14 protein-coding genes and 2 pseudogenes are annotated in these 18,064 nt (G+C 42.2%); 3 read left to right on the forward strand and 13 right to left on the reverse strand.

Going from position 1 to position 18,064, the window contains the following annotated elements; all coding sequences use genetic code 11:
* Nucleotides 1-340: 340 nt before the first annotated feature.
* Both EII14_RS08250 and trmD read right to left on the reverse strand, forming a co-directional pair.
* Nucleotides 341-1,348 (reverse strand): class II fructose-bisphosphate aldolase, encoded by a 1,008-nt coding sequence (locus EII14_RS08250; protein WP_124932066.1) that lies wholly within the window; start codon nt 1,346-1,348, stop codon nt 341-343.
* 282 nt (nt 1,349-1,630) lie between these two features.
* Complete coding sequence (trmD, locus tag EII14_RS08255) at nt 1,631-2,308, reverse strand: tRNA (guanosine(37)-N1)-methyltransferase TrmD (RefSeq protein ID WP_124932067.1); 678 nt, start codon at nt 2,306-2,308, stop codon at nt 1,631-1,633.
* 134 nt (nt 2,309-2,442) lie between these two features.
* On the opposite strand from trmD, the gene ligA reads away from it, so the two are divergent.
* On the forward strand, nt 2,443-4,524 hold the full coding sequence (gene ligA, locus EII14_RS08260; RefSeq protein WP_124932068.1) for an NAD-dependent DNA ligase LigA: 2,082 nt from the start codon (nt 2,443-2,445) through the stop codon (nt 4,522-4,524).
* 325 nt (nt 4,525-4,849) lie between these two features.
* Here the strand turns inward: ligA and EII14_RS08265 are convergent, their stop codons facing one another.
* The 4 genes from EII14_RS08265 to EII14_RS08280 are packed head-to-tail and all read right to left on the reverse strand — an operon-like array spanning nt 4,850 to nt 9,968.
* The gene (locus EII14_RS08265) at nt 4,850-6,103 is read right to left on the reverse strand and encodes an S-adenosylmethionine:tRNA ribosyltransferase-isomerase (RefSeq protein WP_124932069.1); all 1,254 of its coding nucleotides are present in this window, start codon (nt 6,101-6,103) and stop codon (nt 4,850-4,852) included.
* 1 nt (nt 6,104) lies between these two features.
* Nucleotides 6,105-7,955: an alpha-1,3-galactosidase B gene (locus tag EII14_RS08270; protein ID WP_124932070.1), complete on the reverse strand. Its 1,851-nt coding sequence runs from the start codon at nt 7,953-7,955 to the stop codon at nt 6,105-6,107.
* Nucleotides 7,956-7,966: 11 nt separating this feature from the next.
* Nucleotides 7,967-9,055 carry a DUF4831 family protein gene (locus EII14_RS08275; protein WP_124932071.1) on the reverse strand — a complete coding sequence of 363 codons (1,089 nt, stop codon included), beginning with the start codon at nt 9,053-9,055 and terminating at the stop codon, nt 7,967-7,969.
* Between the two features lie 13 nt (nt 9,056-9,068).
* Nucleotides 9,069-9,968 carry an NAD(P)H-hydrate dehydratase gene (locus tag EII14_RS08280; RefSeq protein WP_124932072.1) on the reverse strand — a complete coding sequence of 300 codons (900 nt, stop codon included), beginning with the start codon at nt 9,966-9,968 and terminating at the stop codon, nt 9,069-9,071.
* A 134-nt stretch (nt 9,969-10,102) separates the two neighbouring features.
* Between EII14_RS08280 and EII14_RS08285 the strand changes: the two are divergent.
* Together EII14_RS08285 and EII14_RS08290 are read left to right on the forward strand one after the other, a co-directional pair.
* Nucleotides 10,103-10,723, forward strand: a pseudogene (locus EII14_RS08285) (site-specific integrase); the annotation flags it as partial.
* Between the two features lie 5 nt (nt 10,724-10,728).
* Entirely contained in the window at nt 10,729-11,892 is a 1,164-nt protein-coding gene (locus EII14_RS08290; RefSeq protein ID WP_124932073.1) for a site-specific integrase, read from the forward strand.
* A gap of 138 nt (nt 11,893-12,030) precedes the next feature.
* Here EII14_RS08290 and drt3b read toward each other — a convergent pair whose 3' ends face one another.
* The 7 genes and pseudogenes from drt3b to EII14_RS09525 all read right to left on the reverse strand — a co-directional run.
* A complete protein-coding gene (gene drt3b, locus EII14_RS08295; protein WP_124932074.1) occupies nt 12,031-14,292 on the reverse strand; it encodes an antiviral reverse transcriptase Drt3b in 2,262 nt (753 codons plus the stop codon).
* Nucleotides 14,283-15,692: an antiviral reverse transcriptase Drt3a gene (gene drt3a, locus EII14_RS08300; RefSeq protein ID WP_124932075.1), complete on the reverse strand. Its 1,410-nt coding sequence runs from the start codon at nt 15,690-15,692 to the stop codon at nt 14,283-14,285. The genes drt3b and drt3a overlap by 10 nt, the downstream gene beginning before the upstream one ends.
* A gap of 28 nt (nt 15,693-15,720) precedes the next feature.
* Entirely contained in the window at nt 15,721-16,335 is a 615-nt protein-coding gene (locus EII14_RS08305; RefSeq protein WP_124932076.1) for a DNA alkylation repair protein, read from the reverse strand.
* Between the two features lie 2 nt (nt 16,336-16,337).
* The gene (locus tag EII14_RS08310; protein ID WP_078737567.1) at nt 16,338-16,781 is read right to left on the reverse strand and encodes a GNAT family N-acetyltransferase; all 444 of its coding nucleotides are present in this window, start codon (nt 16,779-16,781) and stop codon (nt 16,338-16,340) included.
* An 8-nt stretch (nt 16,782-16,789) separates the two neighbouring features.
* Nucleotides 16,790-17,263 (reverse strand): MarR family winged helix-turn-helix transcriptional regulator, encoded by a 474-nt coding sequence (locus EII14_RS08315; RefSeq protein WP_095896428.1) that lies wholly within the window; start codon nt 17,261-17,263, stop codon nt 16,790-16,792.
* The gene (locus EII14_RS08320) at nt 17,260-17,679 is read right to left on the reverse strand and encodes a polyketide cyclase (RefSeq protein ID WP_095896429.1); all 420 of its coding nucleotides are present in this window, start codon (nt 17,677-17,679) and stop codon (nt 17,260-17,262) included. The genes EII14_RS08315 and EII14_RS08320 overlap by 4 nt, the downstream gene beginning before the upstream one ends.
* 172 nt (nt 17,680-17,851) lie before the next feature.
* A pseudogene (locus tag EII14_RS09525) lies at nt 17,852-18,064 on the reverse strand (helix-turn-helix domain-containing protein); the annotation flags it as partial.

Genomic DNA, 18,064 nt, shown 5'->3' on the forward strand with positions numbered 1-18,064 from the left:
GGATTGTGTAGGGATTGGAAAGTACCGGTTTACCTATTTCTCTACTTTCACAAAAGGTTATTATTATACTGATTATCTGCTCGTATGAGATGAAAGAAATGTGGAAAAGAGAGAATTGTTTACGAACAGCTGATTGCTGATTTTCCGAAACTGCTAACAGGCGTTTTTGAGAGAGGATTACCAATTTTCCTGTTCACTATGCTGTCGCTCGATGCGATTGAGAAGCACGGCTGTTTTTGGCTTGGAAAGCATGACCGTTGAAATACGAAAAACATTCCTCAAACACCCATGAGGTGTGAGGAATGTTTTTTGAAATGCTTTTGATTTTGTCCTTCAATAATTAGATCTTGGAGAGCTTGTTGTTGGAGCCAAGAACGTTTACGATCTTGTGTTCGTATTGCTTCTGCATATTATCGCGTGCAGGGCCGAGGTATTTGCGCGGATCGAATTCGGCGGGCTTTTCTGCGAAGACCTTGCGCACGGCGGCGGTCATGGCCAAGCGAGAGTCGGAGTCGATGTTGATTTTGCAAACGGCAGAGGCAGCTGCTTTGCGAAGTTGCTCTTCGGGGATACCTACGGCATTGGGGAGTTTACCGCCGAATTGGTTAATGGTATCCACTTCTTCTTGGGGCACGGAGGAAGCACCATGGAGCACAATGGGGAAACCGGGGAGTTCCTTCTCGATGGCTTCGAGAATGTCAAAGGCGAGAGGAGGGGGAACGAGGCGTCCGGTTTGAGGATCGACGGTGCATTGTTCGGGAGTGAACTTGTAGGCACCGTGGCTTGTGCCGATGGAAATGGCGAGAGAATCGCAACCGGTTTTGGTGGCAAATTCAACCACTTCTTCGGGGTTGGTGTAGTGGCTCACTTCGTGAGAAACTTCGTCTTCAACACCTGCTAAAACTCCGAGTTCGGCTTCGACGGTCACATCGTGAGCGTGAGCGTATTCCACCACTTTCTTAGTGAGGGCGATGTTTTCTTCGAAAGGAAGGTGGGAGGCGTCGATCATGACGGAGCTGAAACCCATATCGATGCAGCTTTTGCAAGTTTCAAAGCTGTCGCCGTGGTCGAGGTGAAGTACGATTTCGGGGTGTTCGCAACCAAGTTCTTTGGCGTATTGCACGGCACCTTCTGCCATGTAGCGGAGAAGAGTTTGGTTAGCATAATCACGTGCACCCTTGGAAACTTGGAGAATGACAGGGCTCTTTTGAGTAGCGGCAGCCTTGATGATGGCTTGCAGTTGCTCCATGTTGTTGAAGTTGAAAGCCGGGATGGCATAACCTCCGGCTACGGCACGTTTGAACATCTCGCGAGTGTTCACAAGGCCAAGGTCTTTGTAGTTGATCATAACTTGGTTGAGTTGAATATTGATTAAGTATTATTTGTTGAAAAAGAGCACTCCGCAATATTTTTGCAGACGATAAAGCTTTTGCACGACAAAGGTAACTCTTTATTTTGTAACTGCAAAGAAAAGAGGTTTGTCGAAAAAGTTGTTTTTATCAGAAACCGAAAAGAAAAAACGTAACGAAAAATATCAAAGATTGTTTTGAAAGGTTCACTATAAAAAATGAGTGGAAAAGTGCATGCTTAGTGTTTGTTAATCTTTCTTTTTCGGTTTTTCCGCCGCCGATCATTTGTTGAGTAAATCCGGTCGAAGCATTCGGGTGCGCTCTAAGGATTGCGCCATTTCCCATTCGTGGATTTTGGCATCATGGCCGGAGAGGAGCACGTCGGGAACGCGCCAGCCTTTGTATTCGGCAGGGCGTGTGTAGACGGGGGCGGCAAGGAGGTGGTCTTGAAAAGAATCGGACAGGGCCGATTGCTCGTCGCCAATGGCTCCCGGCAACAAACGTACGACAGCATCACTGATGCAGGCGGCCGCAAGTTCTCCGCCGGTCAGCACGAAATCTCCGATAGAGATTTCTTTGGTGATGAGGTGTTCGCGTATGCGGAAATCTATTCCTTTGTAGTGCCCGCAAAGTATAATGAGGTTTTTGTTTAAAGACAATTCGTTGGCCATGGGTTGATCGAATTGTTTGCCGTCGGGAGTCGTGAATATGATTTCGTCGTAATCGCGCTCTGCTTTTAAGGCAGAGATGCAGTCGTCGATGGGCTGACATTTCATGACCATACCGGCGAAACCTCCATAGGGATAGTCGTCTACGCGCCGATGTTTGTCGTTGCTGTAATCTCTGAGGTTATGTACGTGTATTTCAACAAGTCCTTTCTTTTGAGCTCGTGCAAGAATAGAGGTGTTGAGAAAACCGTCGAGCATTTCGGGAACGACGGAAATAATATCAATACGCATGGAGTGAGAAGTCTGAAAATGTCGTTTTGTCGGGCTGTCGTATAAGACGATAAAAATATTTCAACGGCAAAGGTAAGGAAAATCGTCGACAAATAGTAAATTTGCAATCTAATAATGAAGATTTTCATCGCGACATGAACGAACGAATACTACAACTGCGCAGAGAATTGCATCGCCATAATCATAACTATTATGTTTTGAACAAACCGGAAATCACCGACCGAGAGTTTGATGAACTGATGAACGAGCTCATCGCCTTGGAAAAGGAGCATCCGGAAATGTACGACCCCAATTCTCCGACACAGAGAGTGGGAAGCGATATTTCTACCGATTTTGTACAAATGGAACATCAGCGGCCGATGCTTTCGTTGAGTAACACGTATAGCCGAGAAGAGGTGAGCGACTTCTATCGAAGAACCGCCGAGGCTTTGAAGGGCGAAGATTTTGAGGTTTGTTGTGAACTGAAATTTGACGGGCTGAGCATATCGCTCATCTATGAGGACGGAGTGTTGAAACGAGCCTTGACTCGGGGCGATGGTTTGCGTGGAGATGATGTCACGGTCAATGTGCGGACGATCGCTTCCGTTCCTTTGCAATTGCTTCCCGATAGCAAATACCCTAAACGGCTGGAAGTGAGAGGAGAGGTTTTTATGCCATGGCGGTCGTTTGAACATTTGAATGAAGAACGCGAAAAAGCCGGCGAACCTCTTTTTGCCAATCCTCGAAATGCCGCAAGCGGCACATTGAAGAGCAAGGACAGCCGTGTGGTGGCTCAACGCCATTTGGATGTCTTGCCATACGCCGTGATGAGCGACGAACTGCCCTTGGAGAAACATGAAGCTAATTTGCAGAAAGCAAAGGAATGGGGATTTAAGGTGAGCGATGCGATGACCGTTTGCCGAACGATGGAGGATATACAAAACTTCTTGGAAAAGTGGGAGGCAGAGCGCAAGAATTTGCCAATGGCCACAGATGGCGTTGTGTTGAAAGTAAATGATCTTCGTCAGCAGACATTTTTGGGAGCGACGGCCAAATCTCCTCGTTGGGCAATTGCTTATAAGTTTCAGGCAGAACGTGCAAAAACTCGTTTGAAAGCGGTGACATTCCAAGTGGGGAGAACCGGTGCCGTGACGCCTGTTGCCAACATGGAACCGGTGCTTTTGGCAGGAACCATGGTGAAGCGCGCTTCGCTTCATAATGAAGACGTCATCAAGCAACTTGATCTTCATCTCGGAGATTGGGTGTATGTTGAAAAAGCGGGAGAAATTATTCCTCAAATAGTAGGTGTGGAACCGGTTGCGGAGAATGAGCAAAGGGGAGAAAAAATTGCATTTATCAAAGAATGCCCGGAGTGTGGTGCTCCCTTGATACGCTACGATGGAGAAGCCGCTCACTATTGTACGAACGAGGCTTCTTGTCCGCCGCAGATCAAAGGGCGCATAGAACACTTTATCGGCAGAGATGCGATGAATATTATGAACCTCGGTTCCGAAGTGGTCGATAAGTATTATGAACAAGGTTTACTGTCTTCTCCCTCAGACCTCTATCGTCTTCGCCTTACAAAATGGGATGACGCTTGGTGGTTGAGTAAGGGAGAGTTTTCTCCTTCCGATCTTTTCGGAGAAACAAAAGGCAACACACCGGCCATGTTGGTCACTCAAAGGGCTACTCAAAAGGTGATAGAAGCGATAGAAGCCAGTAAAAGCGTAGGCTTTGATCGTGTGCTTTTCGCCCTTGGCATTCGCTTTGTCGGAAAAGTGGTGGCAAAAACTTTGGCTTATCATTTTAAGAATGTGCAAGCTCTGCGTGAGGCAGGAATAGATGAATTGTTGCAAGTCGAAGGGGTGGGGCAGGGCATCGCTACGAGTGTTGTCAATTATTTCGCCAATCGGGAGAATGCACGGCTTGTTGAAGAGCTTATGGCATTCGGGCTTCAAATGGCTCTTCCCGTTCAAAAGAGTCTCGGAGATATATTGAACGAAAAACGCATTGTGATCAGTGGAGTCTTTAAGTTTCACTCTCGTGAAGAATACAAGGAAATCATTGAGCAGTACGGAGGTAAAAACGTTGGTTCTATTTCCTCTAAAACCTCTTTTGTCTTGGCGGGAGAAGGTATGGGGCCGTCAAAAAGGGAAAAAGCGAACCAATTAGGCGTTCCGCTTATGGATGAAGAGCAGTTTTGCGAACTGTTGCAGCTTGAAATGAAAACGGAGTAAGCATTATTTTCTTTGGCAGATCTTTATGTTTCTCTTTTTTATGATTAGACTTTTTTGGTCACCTCAAAAAAAATAATGAACTTTGCAATCGTTATCCAAAACAATCTTTTTACCTTAAAGAACTAATACCTATTCGAAACGAAAAATTAGGCGGCATGCTGTGAAGCATTCCGCCTAATTTCTTGTATCCGCATTTGGATGTTCTCCTATGGCTATCGGTTGTTTTAGAGGATAAAGAAAAAATCAAAATGATGATCTATTCTTTCTTGTAAACCATGTGTTTATATAAATGGTGGAGGATAAGGTTTGTGTGGAATATCGCTTCCTATGTGGCGTCGTAATTGAGAATAGAGGAGTCGCCATAACTTAAAAAGCGGAAATCATGTTCTTTGGCATAGTTGTAGATACTTCTCCAATTCCCCTCAACAAAAGCACTCACTAAAAGCAATAAGGTAGATTGCGGTTGATGAAAATTGGTGATAATGGTCTTGACGATGTTGTAAGTATATCCGGGAGCAATGATGATTTGGGTGGAAGAGTGCAAGGTGGAAAGCTCTTGCTCTTCAAGGTAGTGTAATACTTCTTGCAGCGCTTCTTGGGGAGAAAGCGGAGAGCTTTCCCGGTTGGCGTATTCATAAGGATACCATTGTGGGATGCGCAACACGTCATCCGTAACGGGAATATTTTTCGTCCGAGCTTCTTTCAGGCGAACACCAATATAGTATAGACTTTCGACGGTTCTGACGGAAGTTGTTCCAACGGCCACGCATTTGGCATCGTGCGCCAATAAGCGTTCGATGGTTTGTCGAGACACAGAAATCCATTCCGCATGCATATCGTGTCCTTTGAGTTGCTCGCTTTTTACGGGTTTGAAGGTGCCTGCTCCTACGTGTAGCGTCACTTCGCTACGTTCTACCCCTTTGGCTTTTAAGGCCGACAAGACACTTTCGGTGAAATGCAAGCCGGCAGTGGGAGCTGCAACCGATCCTTTGATCTTCGAATATATGGTTTGATATGTTTGAAGATCGCTTTCTTCTGTTTCCCGATTCAAATAAGGGGGAATGGGGAGTTCTCCTATACTTTCCAACACTTCACTCCATGTCACGGAGGGATTGTTCCAACGGAAACGTATTTCAACTCCTTGCTTGTTGGCTCCGATCCTCTCGGCGATGAGTGTGAGAGGGTTACCGTTCACCTGTATCGACCGTTCGAGTAAGCCCTCTTTCCATTTTTTCAAGTTTCCGACCAAGCATATCCAACTTACTCCCTCTGTGGAAGAGAAAGATTGTTGATAATCACATGGTGTGTGGGGTTCGAGGCAGAAGATTTCAATTTGAGCTCCGGTTGCTTTCTGAAAATGTAGGCGGGCTTGTATGACCTTAGTGTTGTTGAACACCATTAAACTACCTTCTTTAATGTATTTCGCGATGTTCAGGAATTTGTCTTCTTGAATTTGTCCGTCACTCCTTCTCAATAGTAGCTTAGAAGCATCGCGTTCTTTCAACGGATATTTTGCGATGCGGTCATCCGGCAGATCGTAGTTATATTGTTGGATTTGTATGTCTTGGGGTATCATCATATTAGAAATGTTTGGCGTCTTTTCGGGCAGACGAGCCGGTCTTCTTTATTTTGTAATTTTCTATTTCGGCGTTTTTCACGTGTTCTAACAAAATGGGTTGTTGTATTCTATGGAATGGCCGATAGTCGGTGTTCTCGAAGATCTTGTTGTTTTTGAAAAGCAATCCGTTCACGCTTTTTGCATACAACAGTGGTTTGTCGAAAGTGTGAAATTCGTTTTCTTCAATGCGTATGGCTCTCGGTGTTCCTCCATGAAAGAAGTCTTTTTGTCCGCCGAGGTTGGGGATTTCCGGATAGATGGAAATGATAGCGTTTGTGAATTGATACATGCTGGTGAGAGCATTGACGAATTTATTCTTGCGCACAACCAAGTCACGAACAGCTCCGGATTCATACCAACCATTGCAGTCTCCGCAGAGAAGAATGGCTGTCCCGGAAGTATGATCAAACAAATTGTATTCGCAAATGGTGCGACGAGGAGAAGAAAAAAGTGCTCCCCGTGCGCGATTGTTGCGAACGACGTTGTGCGCAAAACGTACGGTAGGCGTCCATGTTTCATTTTCGATACCGAAAGTTTCGTTGGCTTTCAGTGCCGAAGGAAAGGGCTGTTCGAGTTCTATCCAAACTTCCTTGCAACCGTCGAAAGTTTCTTTGTCTGCCGGACGGATGGATTTAATGCGATTGTGCGTGTCGATTTTCTCCATGGTTTGAGAACGCAGAAAACTAATCTCATCTCCTACATCTCCCCAAGGAAAGCCATAGCATTGATGGTGTTCGAAGGAAGCTCGGAGCTGACGATCGCCTTTTAACTCTTGCAGTTTCAAATAGACACCATGTATATTGATGGCATCGTCCATCATTCCTTCATAGAGTCCGCCAACACTTTCTATATGCCCTTTGCATTGGGAGAAGTGAGTGGCATCGGCTTGTGTGGTGAAACAACGAGAGTCTTCTTTTCCTCGAAGACAAACATTAAACTTATTCAGCGTGACATTCTCACAACGTTGCGCAACAAGTCCCATACCCTCGGCATAGTGTACGGTGGTATTGTTGATCACGGTATTGACACAGTGGTCAAGAACGATTCCCGGACAAGGACGATGATAACTGCGCAGGGCAACCTTTGTGCCGGGCAGAAGTTTGGAGTCTTTCCATAAAGGGGCATGGAGCATTCGTGCTCCTTGCAGCATTTTTACGTTTGACAGATTGACACCGAGGTCGGAGGAGCGATAAAGAATGTGTCGAGTGTCTTTTTCAAAGGCAATGCCGGTTGGGTAAGAATGCTCCCAATCCAAGCCTTTCACCGTGAATTTTCCTTTTGAATCTATCGTGTAGTTGTAGCTGTCGGGCACTTGAAATGTAATTCCGTTTTCTCCGAGGTTTTTGATGATTTCGACTTGACAAATTTGAGGATCGCTGAAATCTATACTGAGGTTCTGTAAAGTTATTCCATGGGAGGACTTCAAATAAAACGGAATCATGCGCCCGTGAAAAACAAAAATAGAACCGTTTCCGTCAATGGTTATATTTTTCAATCCTTTCAACATGATACCAACGGCTCTCCCTTTCGGGTTGTCATGGTTGGAAATGTAGAGATCATGCCGAGAGGCGTCGGATGAGAAAAAATGATATCTTCCTTTCTTAAATTTCAATAAGGCTGGTGTGCCGTTGGGAGTTTCACGTCGTATTCGCTCAATGGCTGCGGATAATCGTGAAGAGTAGTCGTACACATTGGAAACGTCAGGAACAAGCCCCGCGAAAGTTTCCATATCGTAGACTTTGCTCTTTGTGGGGTTGGTGGCCGAAAGAAAGGATATAGTAAACGAAAAGATTAAAAGAAAAAAATATTTCATGAGGCATCAAGTTATTTGTCAAGTTGTTCTAAATCTATGTTTTCTATGCTTCCTGTGATCGGAGATAATGTTACGCGGGTATTGAATTTCTTATTAAACAGCACTCCGCCGAGATGTTCTATTCTGCCAAATTGTGCAATAGGTATGCTTTCTTCATATAATGTGCGTTCGGAAGTGAAAATTTTTACGAGTGCACTGCTCGGATTGCAATATCGCAAATCTTCCTCCTCCTTTTTCTTTTTTCGTGGAGCTTCTTCTGTTGGCAATGTCCTCTTGTCCTCTATCGATATATATATAGGATTTCCGGCAAGATCATCTGTTTCAAGCAACCCAAGATGCTTGGAAAATCGAAAGAGTTCTTCACGAACTACTTCTTTTTGAGGGATATATTCAAAAACAAAACTATAAGCCTCCTTATTCGTTGTACCTATAAAGAGGGAGGTTAGTGCTTCTTCCTGTTCATCCAAACGTGCAAGCATGAGGCGGAGCTGTTCTCCATCCTTAGGATTGAAATCTGCTTGCCCTTTGGCCAGCAGGGTGCGATTTTCTCGTATGTCATATATTTCTTGTGCTGTCGTTTCTGCCTTTGCCGTCAGATTACCTGCACGAATCACTTCTTGTGTTTTGAAACGATGAGCATTATTGCGAGGTTTTTGGATCTGTGTAATCGTGCCCTTTTCCAATGGCGGAAGCGGAGCGACTTTGGTATTTATCCCCAGCAAACGCCCATCCGGAGCCAGCGAAACCAAAGGAGCCGAGGTCTTGTGATTTAGGGCAATGGTATAGCTCTTACTTTTGTCGGCACTGCCAAAAGGGATAACTTCCACTGACCTTAACGTCCATTTCTCAGTCTTCTTTGTTCCGACATTTTCTATTCCCAAGAAACGTCGTGCAAAAGTGGCATATTCTCCCGGCAGATATGTTTCTTTATCTGCGCGCAGAATAATGTGCAGTTGCGTCTTGGGCAAAAAGTAGGTGACGCCTTCCGTTGTAATCCCCGGTCGATAAGGCGTTATTTGTGTTTGAGCAACAGAAATGCAAGAAAAAAGGAAAAGAGGGGATAGTAAGGTCTTGATTATCTGTTTTCTAATTGTTTTCATGTTGAGCTTTTATTTAATGTATAGTTTGGAAAGAATCGGGCAGATGAACTATAATATCTGAGGCCAACATGGAGTGTTCGCCTAAATGTTGTGCCGCATGACGACCGGCCATGGAGTGAAGAAATACTCCTAAAACACAAGCCTCATGGGGAGCATATCCTTGGGCGAGCAGTCCGCCAATGATGCCACTTAGCACATCTCCGCTGCCGGCCGTTGCCATACCGGAATTTTTCGGCAATCCATTTTTGTAGATTTGTCCGTTCGATGTGAAAATATGAGTTTGAGAGTTCTTCAATACGATGTTCAAATGCAGTTCATAAGCAATTTTAAGGGCAGATGCTTGTAATTGTTCTTCACTTTCCGAAGGCATTTCGAGAGCAGCACAAATTCGTTGCATTTCTCCTATATGAGGGGTTAGGATGGTGTCTTTGGGCAAAAGAGAAAACAGCTGATAATCGGCAGCTAATAGGTTGAGCGCATCTGCATCTAAAACAAGACGAGTGTTTTTTTGGGGGGGGCATTCCGCTTCAAGCAGGAGTTTCATTTGTGTTTTCAACGCCAATGAGGTTTCATACTCCGTGCCTATTCCGGGGCCGATGACAAAACTGTCGAAAATATTGGAAAAACAAGGTGTGGCAAAGCGAGTTGGGGAGTTCTCGTCGAAATGGAGTAGGGCTTCCGGTAGTTTTACTTGAAAAATAAACGCATCTTGCTCCGGAATGTGAGCCGTTAGTTTTCCGACACCGCTTCGCAATGCCGCCTCGGCAGATAACAGGGCCGCGCCCATCATTCCATGACTACCGGCAATGAGGCAAACATGCCCGAAAGTTCCTTTGTGACCATCAACGCAACGCGGTTGCAACAATTTGCGAACAAGCGTCACATCAATGGAAGTTGCAGATTCGATCTTCATGTTACAAAAATACGGCTTCCTATTGATACGCACAAGATTTCTCTCTTTATTTCCTTTTCATTAAGGAATGACTTGTGTAAGGCCTCTGGCTCTTGTTTTTCCGTGAGGGAAACAATACACCTTCTCATGAATGACTAACCGAACGACAACTATTCGCCCACGTGGAGATAGAACGAGGAGAGAATAAACAACCTCGTGCATTGGACAGAGCTTCATTGGATAAGTTGCAGAACCTGACTTTTGAGCCATATGAAGTGGAGTTGGAAACCGCTTGCAATCTCTTTCTCTTTTCTTGCTTTACGGGTGTTCCTTACTGCGATATGGTCATCCTTAGTCGGGAACATCTCTTTACGGATGATGAGGGGGCGTTGTGGTTGAAGTTCCGCAGACAAAAGACCAATACCCTTTGTCGTGTGAAGCTCTTGCCTGAAGCGGTGCATTTGATAGGGCGGTATCAATCTGACGAACGAACTACGCTCTTTGCACCCATTGCTTATTCGGCTTATCTCGTCCAACTCAAAGCTCTGCAACTTCGAGCAGGTATATCTATTCCTCTTTCGGCACACGTTGGTCGCCATACTTTTGCGACCTTGATTACTTTGGAACGTGGCGTTCCCATTGAAACGGTGAGCCGAATGCTGGGGCACAGCAACATACAAACGACTGAACGATACGCCCACGTCACCCCGAAAAAGCTCTTCGATGAGTTCGAGCGATTTCTCTCTTTCACCGAAAACTTAACCTTAACTCTATAAGCCTTATGCGTAGTACATTCAAAATTCTATTCTATATCAATAAGAATAAAACGAAAGCAGACGGCACAACAGCCATCCTTTGTCGTATTACTATTGATGGTTCAAACGTGGTAATAACCACAGGCGAAAGCATTGTTCCCCACGGTTGGTGTGCGAAGCGAGGAGAAACAACGGACAAGAAAACCAATCAACGCCTGAAAAACTTTCGGGAAGAAATCGAACAAGGTTACAATACTTTGCTCTACAAATATGGAGCAGTGAGTGCCGAGCTTCTGAAGAACTACTTACAAGGCATCGGACGGAATCCAACGACACTTCTTGCCCTTAGTACAGAGGAACTCAATGCCCAAAGAGAAAGCAAGAGTAAGGGAACGTATAGCAACAATCGAAGTTCCGATAAACAGCTCAATGCTTTTGTGCGAAATCGTGGCGAAGAGGATATTTCTCTAACGGCTCTAACGATAGAGTTCTTTGATGATTATCGCTTCCATTTGAAGAAGGAAGGCTATGCCCCTGCAACGATAAACAAGCATCTCTGTTGGTTGAGTCGGTTGATGTATCGAGCCGTTGGTCAAGGGACTATCCGCTTCAATCCATTTGAGGGGATGAAGTATGAAGCCGTGGAGAATAAACCTCGTTTCCTAGGCAAAGGAGATATAGTTAAGCTCTTGGCATTCCCATTGCAAGACGAAGGAGCGGAACTAAGCCGAAGAATGTTTCTTTTCTCCGTCTTTACGGGTTTGGCATTTGCCGACTTACAGAGTTTGAGAGCTTCGCAAATCGAAACGAACAGCGATGGGAAACGATATATCCGCAAGGCACGCCAAAAGACAGAAGTCGAGAGCCTGACACCATTGCATCCGATAGCGGAGCAGATACTTTCTCTCTACACAAAGGAGAAAAGCAAAGGAGACTACAAGATATTCCCCGATACTGTGAGCAAAGGTAAGCTGTCTTCTCACCTTAAAACCGTTGGCTTGGCGTGTGGCATTCGTACTCCGCTGACTTGGCATATGGCAAGACATAGCTTCGGTACGCTGACTTTGGAGGCAGGTATCCCGATAGAAAGCATTGCCAAGATGATGGGACATTCGTCCATTGCCAGCACGCAAATCTATGCTCAAATCACTGACCAAAAGATTGCAAGAGATATGGAGAGGTTGATGTAACGATAGGTGTAGTATACAATAGAAAAAGAGCCTGAGCTCTAGGCTCTTTTGATGAGACTTCATAAGTCACGACATAGGGTTATGTGTGTGAAAAATATTTGAGCTCTATACCCTATGCTTGTTTGGGGCATACATCTATCAAGAATAAACTTCTTGACTGATTTTTGCGTTTAGTTCCTTCGTAATATCAATGCTTGTCCATTTTGTAAACATGTATTTCTGATCTTTCATATAATTAACAATCTGCTGTCCTTCTGCTTTTGAAACACCTACAGCTTGAAGAAATTTTATTCTCTTACTCGGATAAATATAAGGACAAGCAGCCATATCTAGTGCAAATATAATATATTCAGCAGATATATATCTTCTATTAGCAGGTATTTCATTTATCTTTTTCAGAGCGTGGTCAACAATAAGATTCTTTAGATCTATAAACTGTTTCACATTACCGAAGTAATATACCAGAATTGTAACTGCTAACATATTCAACTTCGGGAATGTTTTTATCGTTCTATCGTTGTTATACCTTATTCTAAGATATCGTTCTATTTCAAGTAGGGACAAATGGTATTTGCTATTCATACTGCGTAGTATGATTAAGAAATATAATGTTTCTAGCTGGACATTGTCATCCATGGGGGCTGTTTGTAGTACTACGCTTATTTCATCTCGCATCTTCTTGAACACTATCTCACGAGTGTATTCGGTAAAACGATGAACTATTGATTTATTCTTGCCTACCCTCAAACTATAATTATTGTCCAAATAAATCAAAATAATATTTAGAATTTGCATTACCTTGAGAGTCGTGTTAATACGTTTGCTGTTCGCATAGAGGAAGAAAACTGCATCAAGAATATTAAAAAGGTATTTCGACAAAACCTTTTCAAGTTGTCTTCTTTTCTTTTCTACTTGTGGATATAAATCCCTTAAATTCAAATCAACTGCCGATAAGCACAGGACTTTATAGTATCCATCAAGCTTTTTCAGGTTTCTCTCTAGTCGAATGGCTAAGCGAGCCATTGTGTAGTTGAGGACATCTTTAGCTTCTACATTATTGGCAGATACAATAGCCTTAAATCGTTTATTGAAATCAGTTGCATTTAAGCGAAAATAAATATCAGTAGTTAAACAACTGAGCGTTTTTTCACGATCAATCTTTAGAAGTTGCTCCTCTGCTTCCATTGATGTGTCCTGTTCTGTTTCTTCTATTTCTTCTTCAATAGATTGATCAGATTCAGGTTCGTTGGTATATAGTTTGATAGTATCATTGAGTAAACTGTCTATCGCAATTTTTGTTTTTGTTATATCTGTAACAAAAGGACGTTCAAGAGTCTTACTCTTTTCTTGACTAAGACTCAACTTAAACTCTTTTAGATACATTTGAAATAGCTGTTCGGCATCAACCTTAACAGCTTCGCTATTGTAGAAAAAGAAATAATCATCCACATAGCGATAACATTCATAATCCACTTTGTTTCGGTAACCTTTTTCATATAATTGCTGCTCTACCATTTGATCAACATGTTGCATAATAACTTCTGCAAATATGCGTGAACACTCTGGTCCAATGACTATGCCATTTGTTTCGTTATAGTTCATCTCTTGCATCATCTTATCCCATAATGCACCAACGGATCCATCACACTTACCTTCAAATGTGTCTTTATATATGTCCACACCACCACTAATTGCCCAAGCTATTGAATGCGTATATATACTGTCGAAGCAGTTCTGTACATCCATCTTTAGTAGATGAGAGAACTTCTTTTCAGCACGCTGATATCTATAATCTTCATAGAATTTATAGATATTAGTGTATTGTTTATAGCTAAAGAATGTTTTTAGATTCTCATATTCGTTGAAGTACATTTCCATTTTATCTGTTTTCTTTCCCATAAGCACGTGATGGAGCCGATCTTTATAATAAAAATAACAAGCTACTTTATTGGGGTATCTTATGGAAAAATTACTTTTAGAACAGAGATATATGATGGTATCCTTATATCTGTTGTATAAATCAACCACTTTAATTTGATTGGCAGGATGTATCAATGAAAGATATCTATGTTTCAGAGGTTTGTGCTGTATGCTATATACGAATGGAATACGTTTGAGGTCATGTGTTCTGAGCTCCAAAGAGTTCCTACCTTCGAATTCAGAAATCTTTCGGCAAAAGATTATAGCCAACACACCCAATATACCTTTGTCGTCTGTTCTATTCCAATGTAATGTATCTTGCCCTTCTCTACCTATTTCTATCCAGATACCATTACGCACTAGAAATCGATAAAAGTAACGATTACTAAAAATCAATGGAAGTTCGTATGGTAGTACATCCGAGAATACTACTCGTTCTTTCTTGTAGCGAAGTCTGATTTTCTTTCTTCTCATAACCATTTCTTTATTTCCTGAATACGCTGAATACTGAAGGAAAACATTTTACGTTCTCTCCATCTATGATTGAAATCTATGCTTGATATACGCTTAACGAGCTTAGCCTTTACTTTTGCGTAATCTTTTAATCCCGCATAAGGTTCTATGGGGTGCTCTTTTAGGTATGTTGTAAGTTCATCAAGATCTTCCTTGCGATCCAGCAAATCATTACTATAGAACAAGCCAACCTTTACGCTATTCTTCGATTTGAATAGTTTGAAATTACCAGTAAGAATATTCAATGAGTCAAATAGATCACAATATGCTTGCTTAATATTGTACTTGCAGAGAGTTTCAAAATGGTCTATTGCATGATCAATTTTTTTATGGTATCGCTCCTTCTTTTTATCTGAAAGCCCATACGAAACTGACAGTTTTTTTGCGGTTCGATTCATGTACAAACAGTATCCTAGATAGTTCATAGGGTTTTCGACATAATTGTCTTTGGTAAAATCCATAATGCGACACTTGCCGGATCTATCTCCAGATGGTTTCAAAGATAAACCATAAGTTTGGAAAAAAGCTGTCATATCGGCATAATACTGGTCTATAGAAGATTCAATAGGCAATGAGGAAAGAATGATAAAAATATCATCAACATACCTTGCATAGAACATCACCTCCTTTCGAGAAGATATTTTAGCGTCAATATCCCTCATATATAACTCACTTAAGTATGAACTGATCCCTATACCACGAGGAACTCCTCGTGATGGAGAAGCGAATTCATGACCTTTGATTTTCTCATATTCTCCCAATATACCTTTAATAAACGCTTTAGATTTATTAGATAGTAAGGTGTTGTCAAATATCATCGGCATTAGTTTGTCATGAGGTATAGACTCATAGAAACTTGAGATATCTGTTCGAATAACATAAACTGGAATATCAGAATTCAAAAAAGTCTTGATGTTTGCCAATATGCTATGTCGGTTAGCCTGCTTTACCTTGAAGGTTTGTCGAATATTATATTGAAGTTGCTTAATGGCAAATAGATATGCGTGAGATGTCACATCTAACGTATAAACTTCTTTGTTGTCATCGGCAACAAATTTATTCAAAGAAAACTTAAAGCCATGAGCATTTACTTGTTTGTCGATAGCTTCCAAATAAATGCGTAATACATCCTTTTTTTGCTCTATAAGGTTCTTTAATTCGACTTTTTTTATTTCAAGTTCTAATGCTTCCTCCTGTGTTCTGTCTTTTTTCTGCCTAAGAACTGACACCGCTTTCTTTAGCTCCTCAGATCTTGCTAAAACATCACGATACTCTTCAGGCATAGTCTGTATGTCTATATTGCCTTTACGACTCTCAAGGCAATAAATGGTTTCAAAATTATGTGCAGAAAAAGATTGATCAAGCATGTTGTTATTCTATAGCAAAGTTGAATTTCTATTTTAATAATTTTGTTGCAAGTTTGTAGGTAAACATAATTCGAGGATTAGATAAGTCCCATTGCTCCACTTCTTGCCGTATCAAGTCTGAATGTTTCTTGCTTATATCCCTTAAAGCGTTTCCAACAGATTTACGAAGATATTCGCTGTCGTGTCCTTTGTGCTTAGCGATTAGAGCAATAGCAACTAATGGGTTTTCTTTGAAGAACGGGCGACTTGTCCAAATTCTCAACCCCTCCGTTACAGCACGGATAACATTCGGTTTGTTATCATTCAACCATTCTTCAATGAGAGGTAAAGATGCTTCATACCCCCTGTGTTTGCAAACTTCATCAAAAGCCTTTGCAAGCATTTCCTGCACTCTCCAATTCTCATCGGTGCTTATTCGCTTTTTCAGAAGACAAAGTGCGTTATTATCTTCTGTTGCCAATCTGCCCAAGATTGTTGTTGCCAACATTCGTGCTTGATAGGCTTCGTGTTCAAACAAAGTGAGTGCAAGTTCAAAACATTGTTCTTTCGGGTGTGTGGAAACAACCTCGCCAGCTCCATCAATAATATGCTGAAACCCATGTTCAATTTGCTGTATCTTATTCAAGATATTGTCTATTCCCATTGTCATAAATCCTTTCTAAGGTAAATCATATCTACGAGTTGTATATCTCGTTCGAAAATTGGATGGTCGTAATTGTCAGTGAAGAAATTCTCTATCCGATGAGACTTTTCAAAACCACAGCCTTCATAAAACGATAGGATTGCAGGAACTTCACCAGTACCGACAAGCATTGCCCTATAGTCTTTTTTGTAGAAATCGGAAATATAATCTATCAATCTTCTACCGTAACCTTTACCCTGATATTGCTCGTATGTCGCTATGTTCTTCAATTCACAGGTATCACTGCTTACAGGCACTACAACGCAAATGCTTTTCAAGTCATCGTCGTATAAGGCAAACAAGTCTCCACACGACAAATACTTGTCAATCATATTTTCCTGTTCGTCCGCTAACAGCAATAAATCAAGAAATTGTTTCTTGTTTTTGGTAACTCGTTCTATTTTCATGATGTCTGTTACGTTGAGGAACTACCTATGTCGTTCTTGATTAGTTGGCGCATACTTTCGTTGAAACTTTCTCGCTCGGTGCGGAGAACTCCAAAGAACTCTCTATCTGTTTGCTCCACTGCAACTACTGCTTTTTGTACAAGGTCTAAGGCTTTTCGAGTGAGGGTTATTTCTTTGGCTCGCGTATCCGTTCTATGCTCTCTTCTCTCTATCAGTCCTTTTGATTGTAGTGTGCGCAAAACCTTAGAGACCATCATACGATCGGTTTTACTTTGATTTGCAATATCAATCTGTGTTACGATATTACCATTTTGAGAAAGCGAAGCAGCGGTTGCCAATAGCACGAATTGCGTGTGTGTCAAATCCAATAAATCCAATGATTGCTTTATGCGACGCTGCCAAAGTGTTGTAACCTGCCAAAGCAGAAACCCCGAACTATCTTCTGCCTTTTCGGCTCCAAAAACAATGTCTGTCTTATTCATAGTGTCTTGGCTATGTTTATTTGTTTTACAACATCTTTTGGAATTGAATTGAACAGATTTTGGGCAATAAGTTTCACCCACAAGAAACTCAACACTCCTTTTACCGTGATAGTATATGAAATTCTCAACCCATCAGAGGTTTCCTCAAACAAATGCTCGTGATAAATTTTTGCCAAAGGAAAAGAGGAAACCGTGATAAACATTTTTTTCTCTATTATTTCTGAAATGACAATCTTTATCTTCGGACCTCCCTTAGGTTTCAATAGAATGTGACTACCTTGTTCAAACGATCCATTCAATTGGGCATATTCCACCCCGCTATCCCATGTATGCCAGCCATTGACATCAGCAAATAGCTTCCACATTTGTTCTCTTGCAACTTCGTTCGTTGTAATAGAATACGTTTTTGACCACATATTTAAATTGTCTTATGTTCTGAATATTTCAGGAAATGAATGAACCGAAAAAATCGACGTTTCGCATCCCTATTCTTTCTATCTTCATGTGAGAAATCGTTTTGTAGCCGCAAAGATAATATATCCGACAACAATAATCAAAGAATATAGAGCAATTTTGTCATAAAGAGTTTCATCTCCGATAATTCTCTTGCAGTAATCGGTTGATGTCGGAGAGGCGATAGAGGATTTTCCCTGCGATTTGGGTGTAGGGAATAATGCCCTTCCCTTGTCGCGATAATCCTGCAAGGTGCGGGGGCTGACGAAAAGCCGTTCACAGACCTCTCGCCCCGTAAGGTAGATTTCTCCCCCGAAGAGCGGACGGTGCGTTTGGGCAATCTCCCGA

Origin of the sequence: Alloprevotella sp. OH1205_COT-284 (genome assembly GCF_003859795.1) — a bacterium.
GTDB lineage: Bacteria > Bacteroidota > Bacteroidia > Bacteroidales > Bacteroidaceae > Alloprevotella.

What these genes read in the sequence shown, in the direction of transcription:
- EII14_RS08280 (WP_124932072.1), bottom strand. Translation starts at nt 9,968, where the DNA reads ATGAAGATCGAATCTGCAACTTCCATTGATGTGACGCTTGTTCGCAAA.
- EII14_RS08320 (WP_095896429.1), bottom strand. Translation starts at nt 17,679, where the DNA reads ATGTGGTCAAAAACGTATTCTATTACAACGAACGAAGTTGCAAGAGAA.
- EII14_RS08265 (WP_124932069.1), bottom strand. Translation starts at nt 6,103, where the DNA reads ATGATGATACCCCAAGACATACAAATCCAACAATATAACTACGATCTG.
- ligA (WP_124932068.1), top strand. Translation starts at nt 2,443, where the DNA reads ATGAACGAACGAATACTACAACTGCGCAGAGAATTGCATCGCCATAAT.
- EII14_RS08310 (WP_078737567.1), bottom strand. Translation starts at nt 16,781, where the DNA reads ATGAAAATAGAACGAGTTACCAAAAACAAGAAACAATTTCTTGATTTA.
- EII14_RS08315 (WP_095896428.1), bottom strand. Translation starts at nt 17,263, where the DNA reads ATGAATAAGACAGACATTGTTTTTGGAGCCGAAAAGGCAGAAGATAGT.
- EII14_RS08250 (WP_124932066.1), bottom strand. Translation starts at nt 1,348, where the DNA reads ATGATCAACTACAAAGACCTTGGCCTTGTGAACACTCGCGAGATGTTC.
- EII14_RS08270 (WP_124932070.1), bottom strand. Translation starts at nt 7,955, where the DNA reads ATGAAATATTTTTTTCTTTTAATCTTTTCGTTTACTATATCCTTTCTT.
- trmD (WP_124932067.1), bottom strand. Translation starts at nt 2,308, where the DNA reads ATGCGTATTGATATTATTTCCGTCGTTCCCGAAATGCTCGACGGTTTT.
- EII14_RS08290 (WP_124932073.1), top strand. Translation starts at nt 10,729, where the DNA reads ATGCGTAGTACATTCAAAATTCTATTCTATATCAATAAGAATAAAACG.
- EII14_RS08275 (WP_124932071.1), bottom strand. Translation starts at nt 9,055, where the DNA reads ATGAAAACAATTAGAAAACAGATAATCAAGACCTTACTATCCCCTCTT.
- EII14_RS08305 (WP_124932076.1), bottom strand. Translation starts at nt 16,335, where the DNA reads ATGGGAATAGACAATATCTTGAATAAGATACAGCAAATTGAACATGGG.
- drt3a (WP_124932075.1), bottom strand. Translation starts at nt 15,692, where the DNA reads ATGCTTGATCAATCTTTTTCTGCACATAATTTTGAAACCATTTATTGC.
- drt3b (WP_124932074.1), bottom strand. Translation starts at nt 14,292, where the DNA reads ATGGTTATGAGAAGAAAGAAAATCAGACTTCGCTACAAGAAAGAACGA.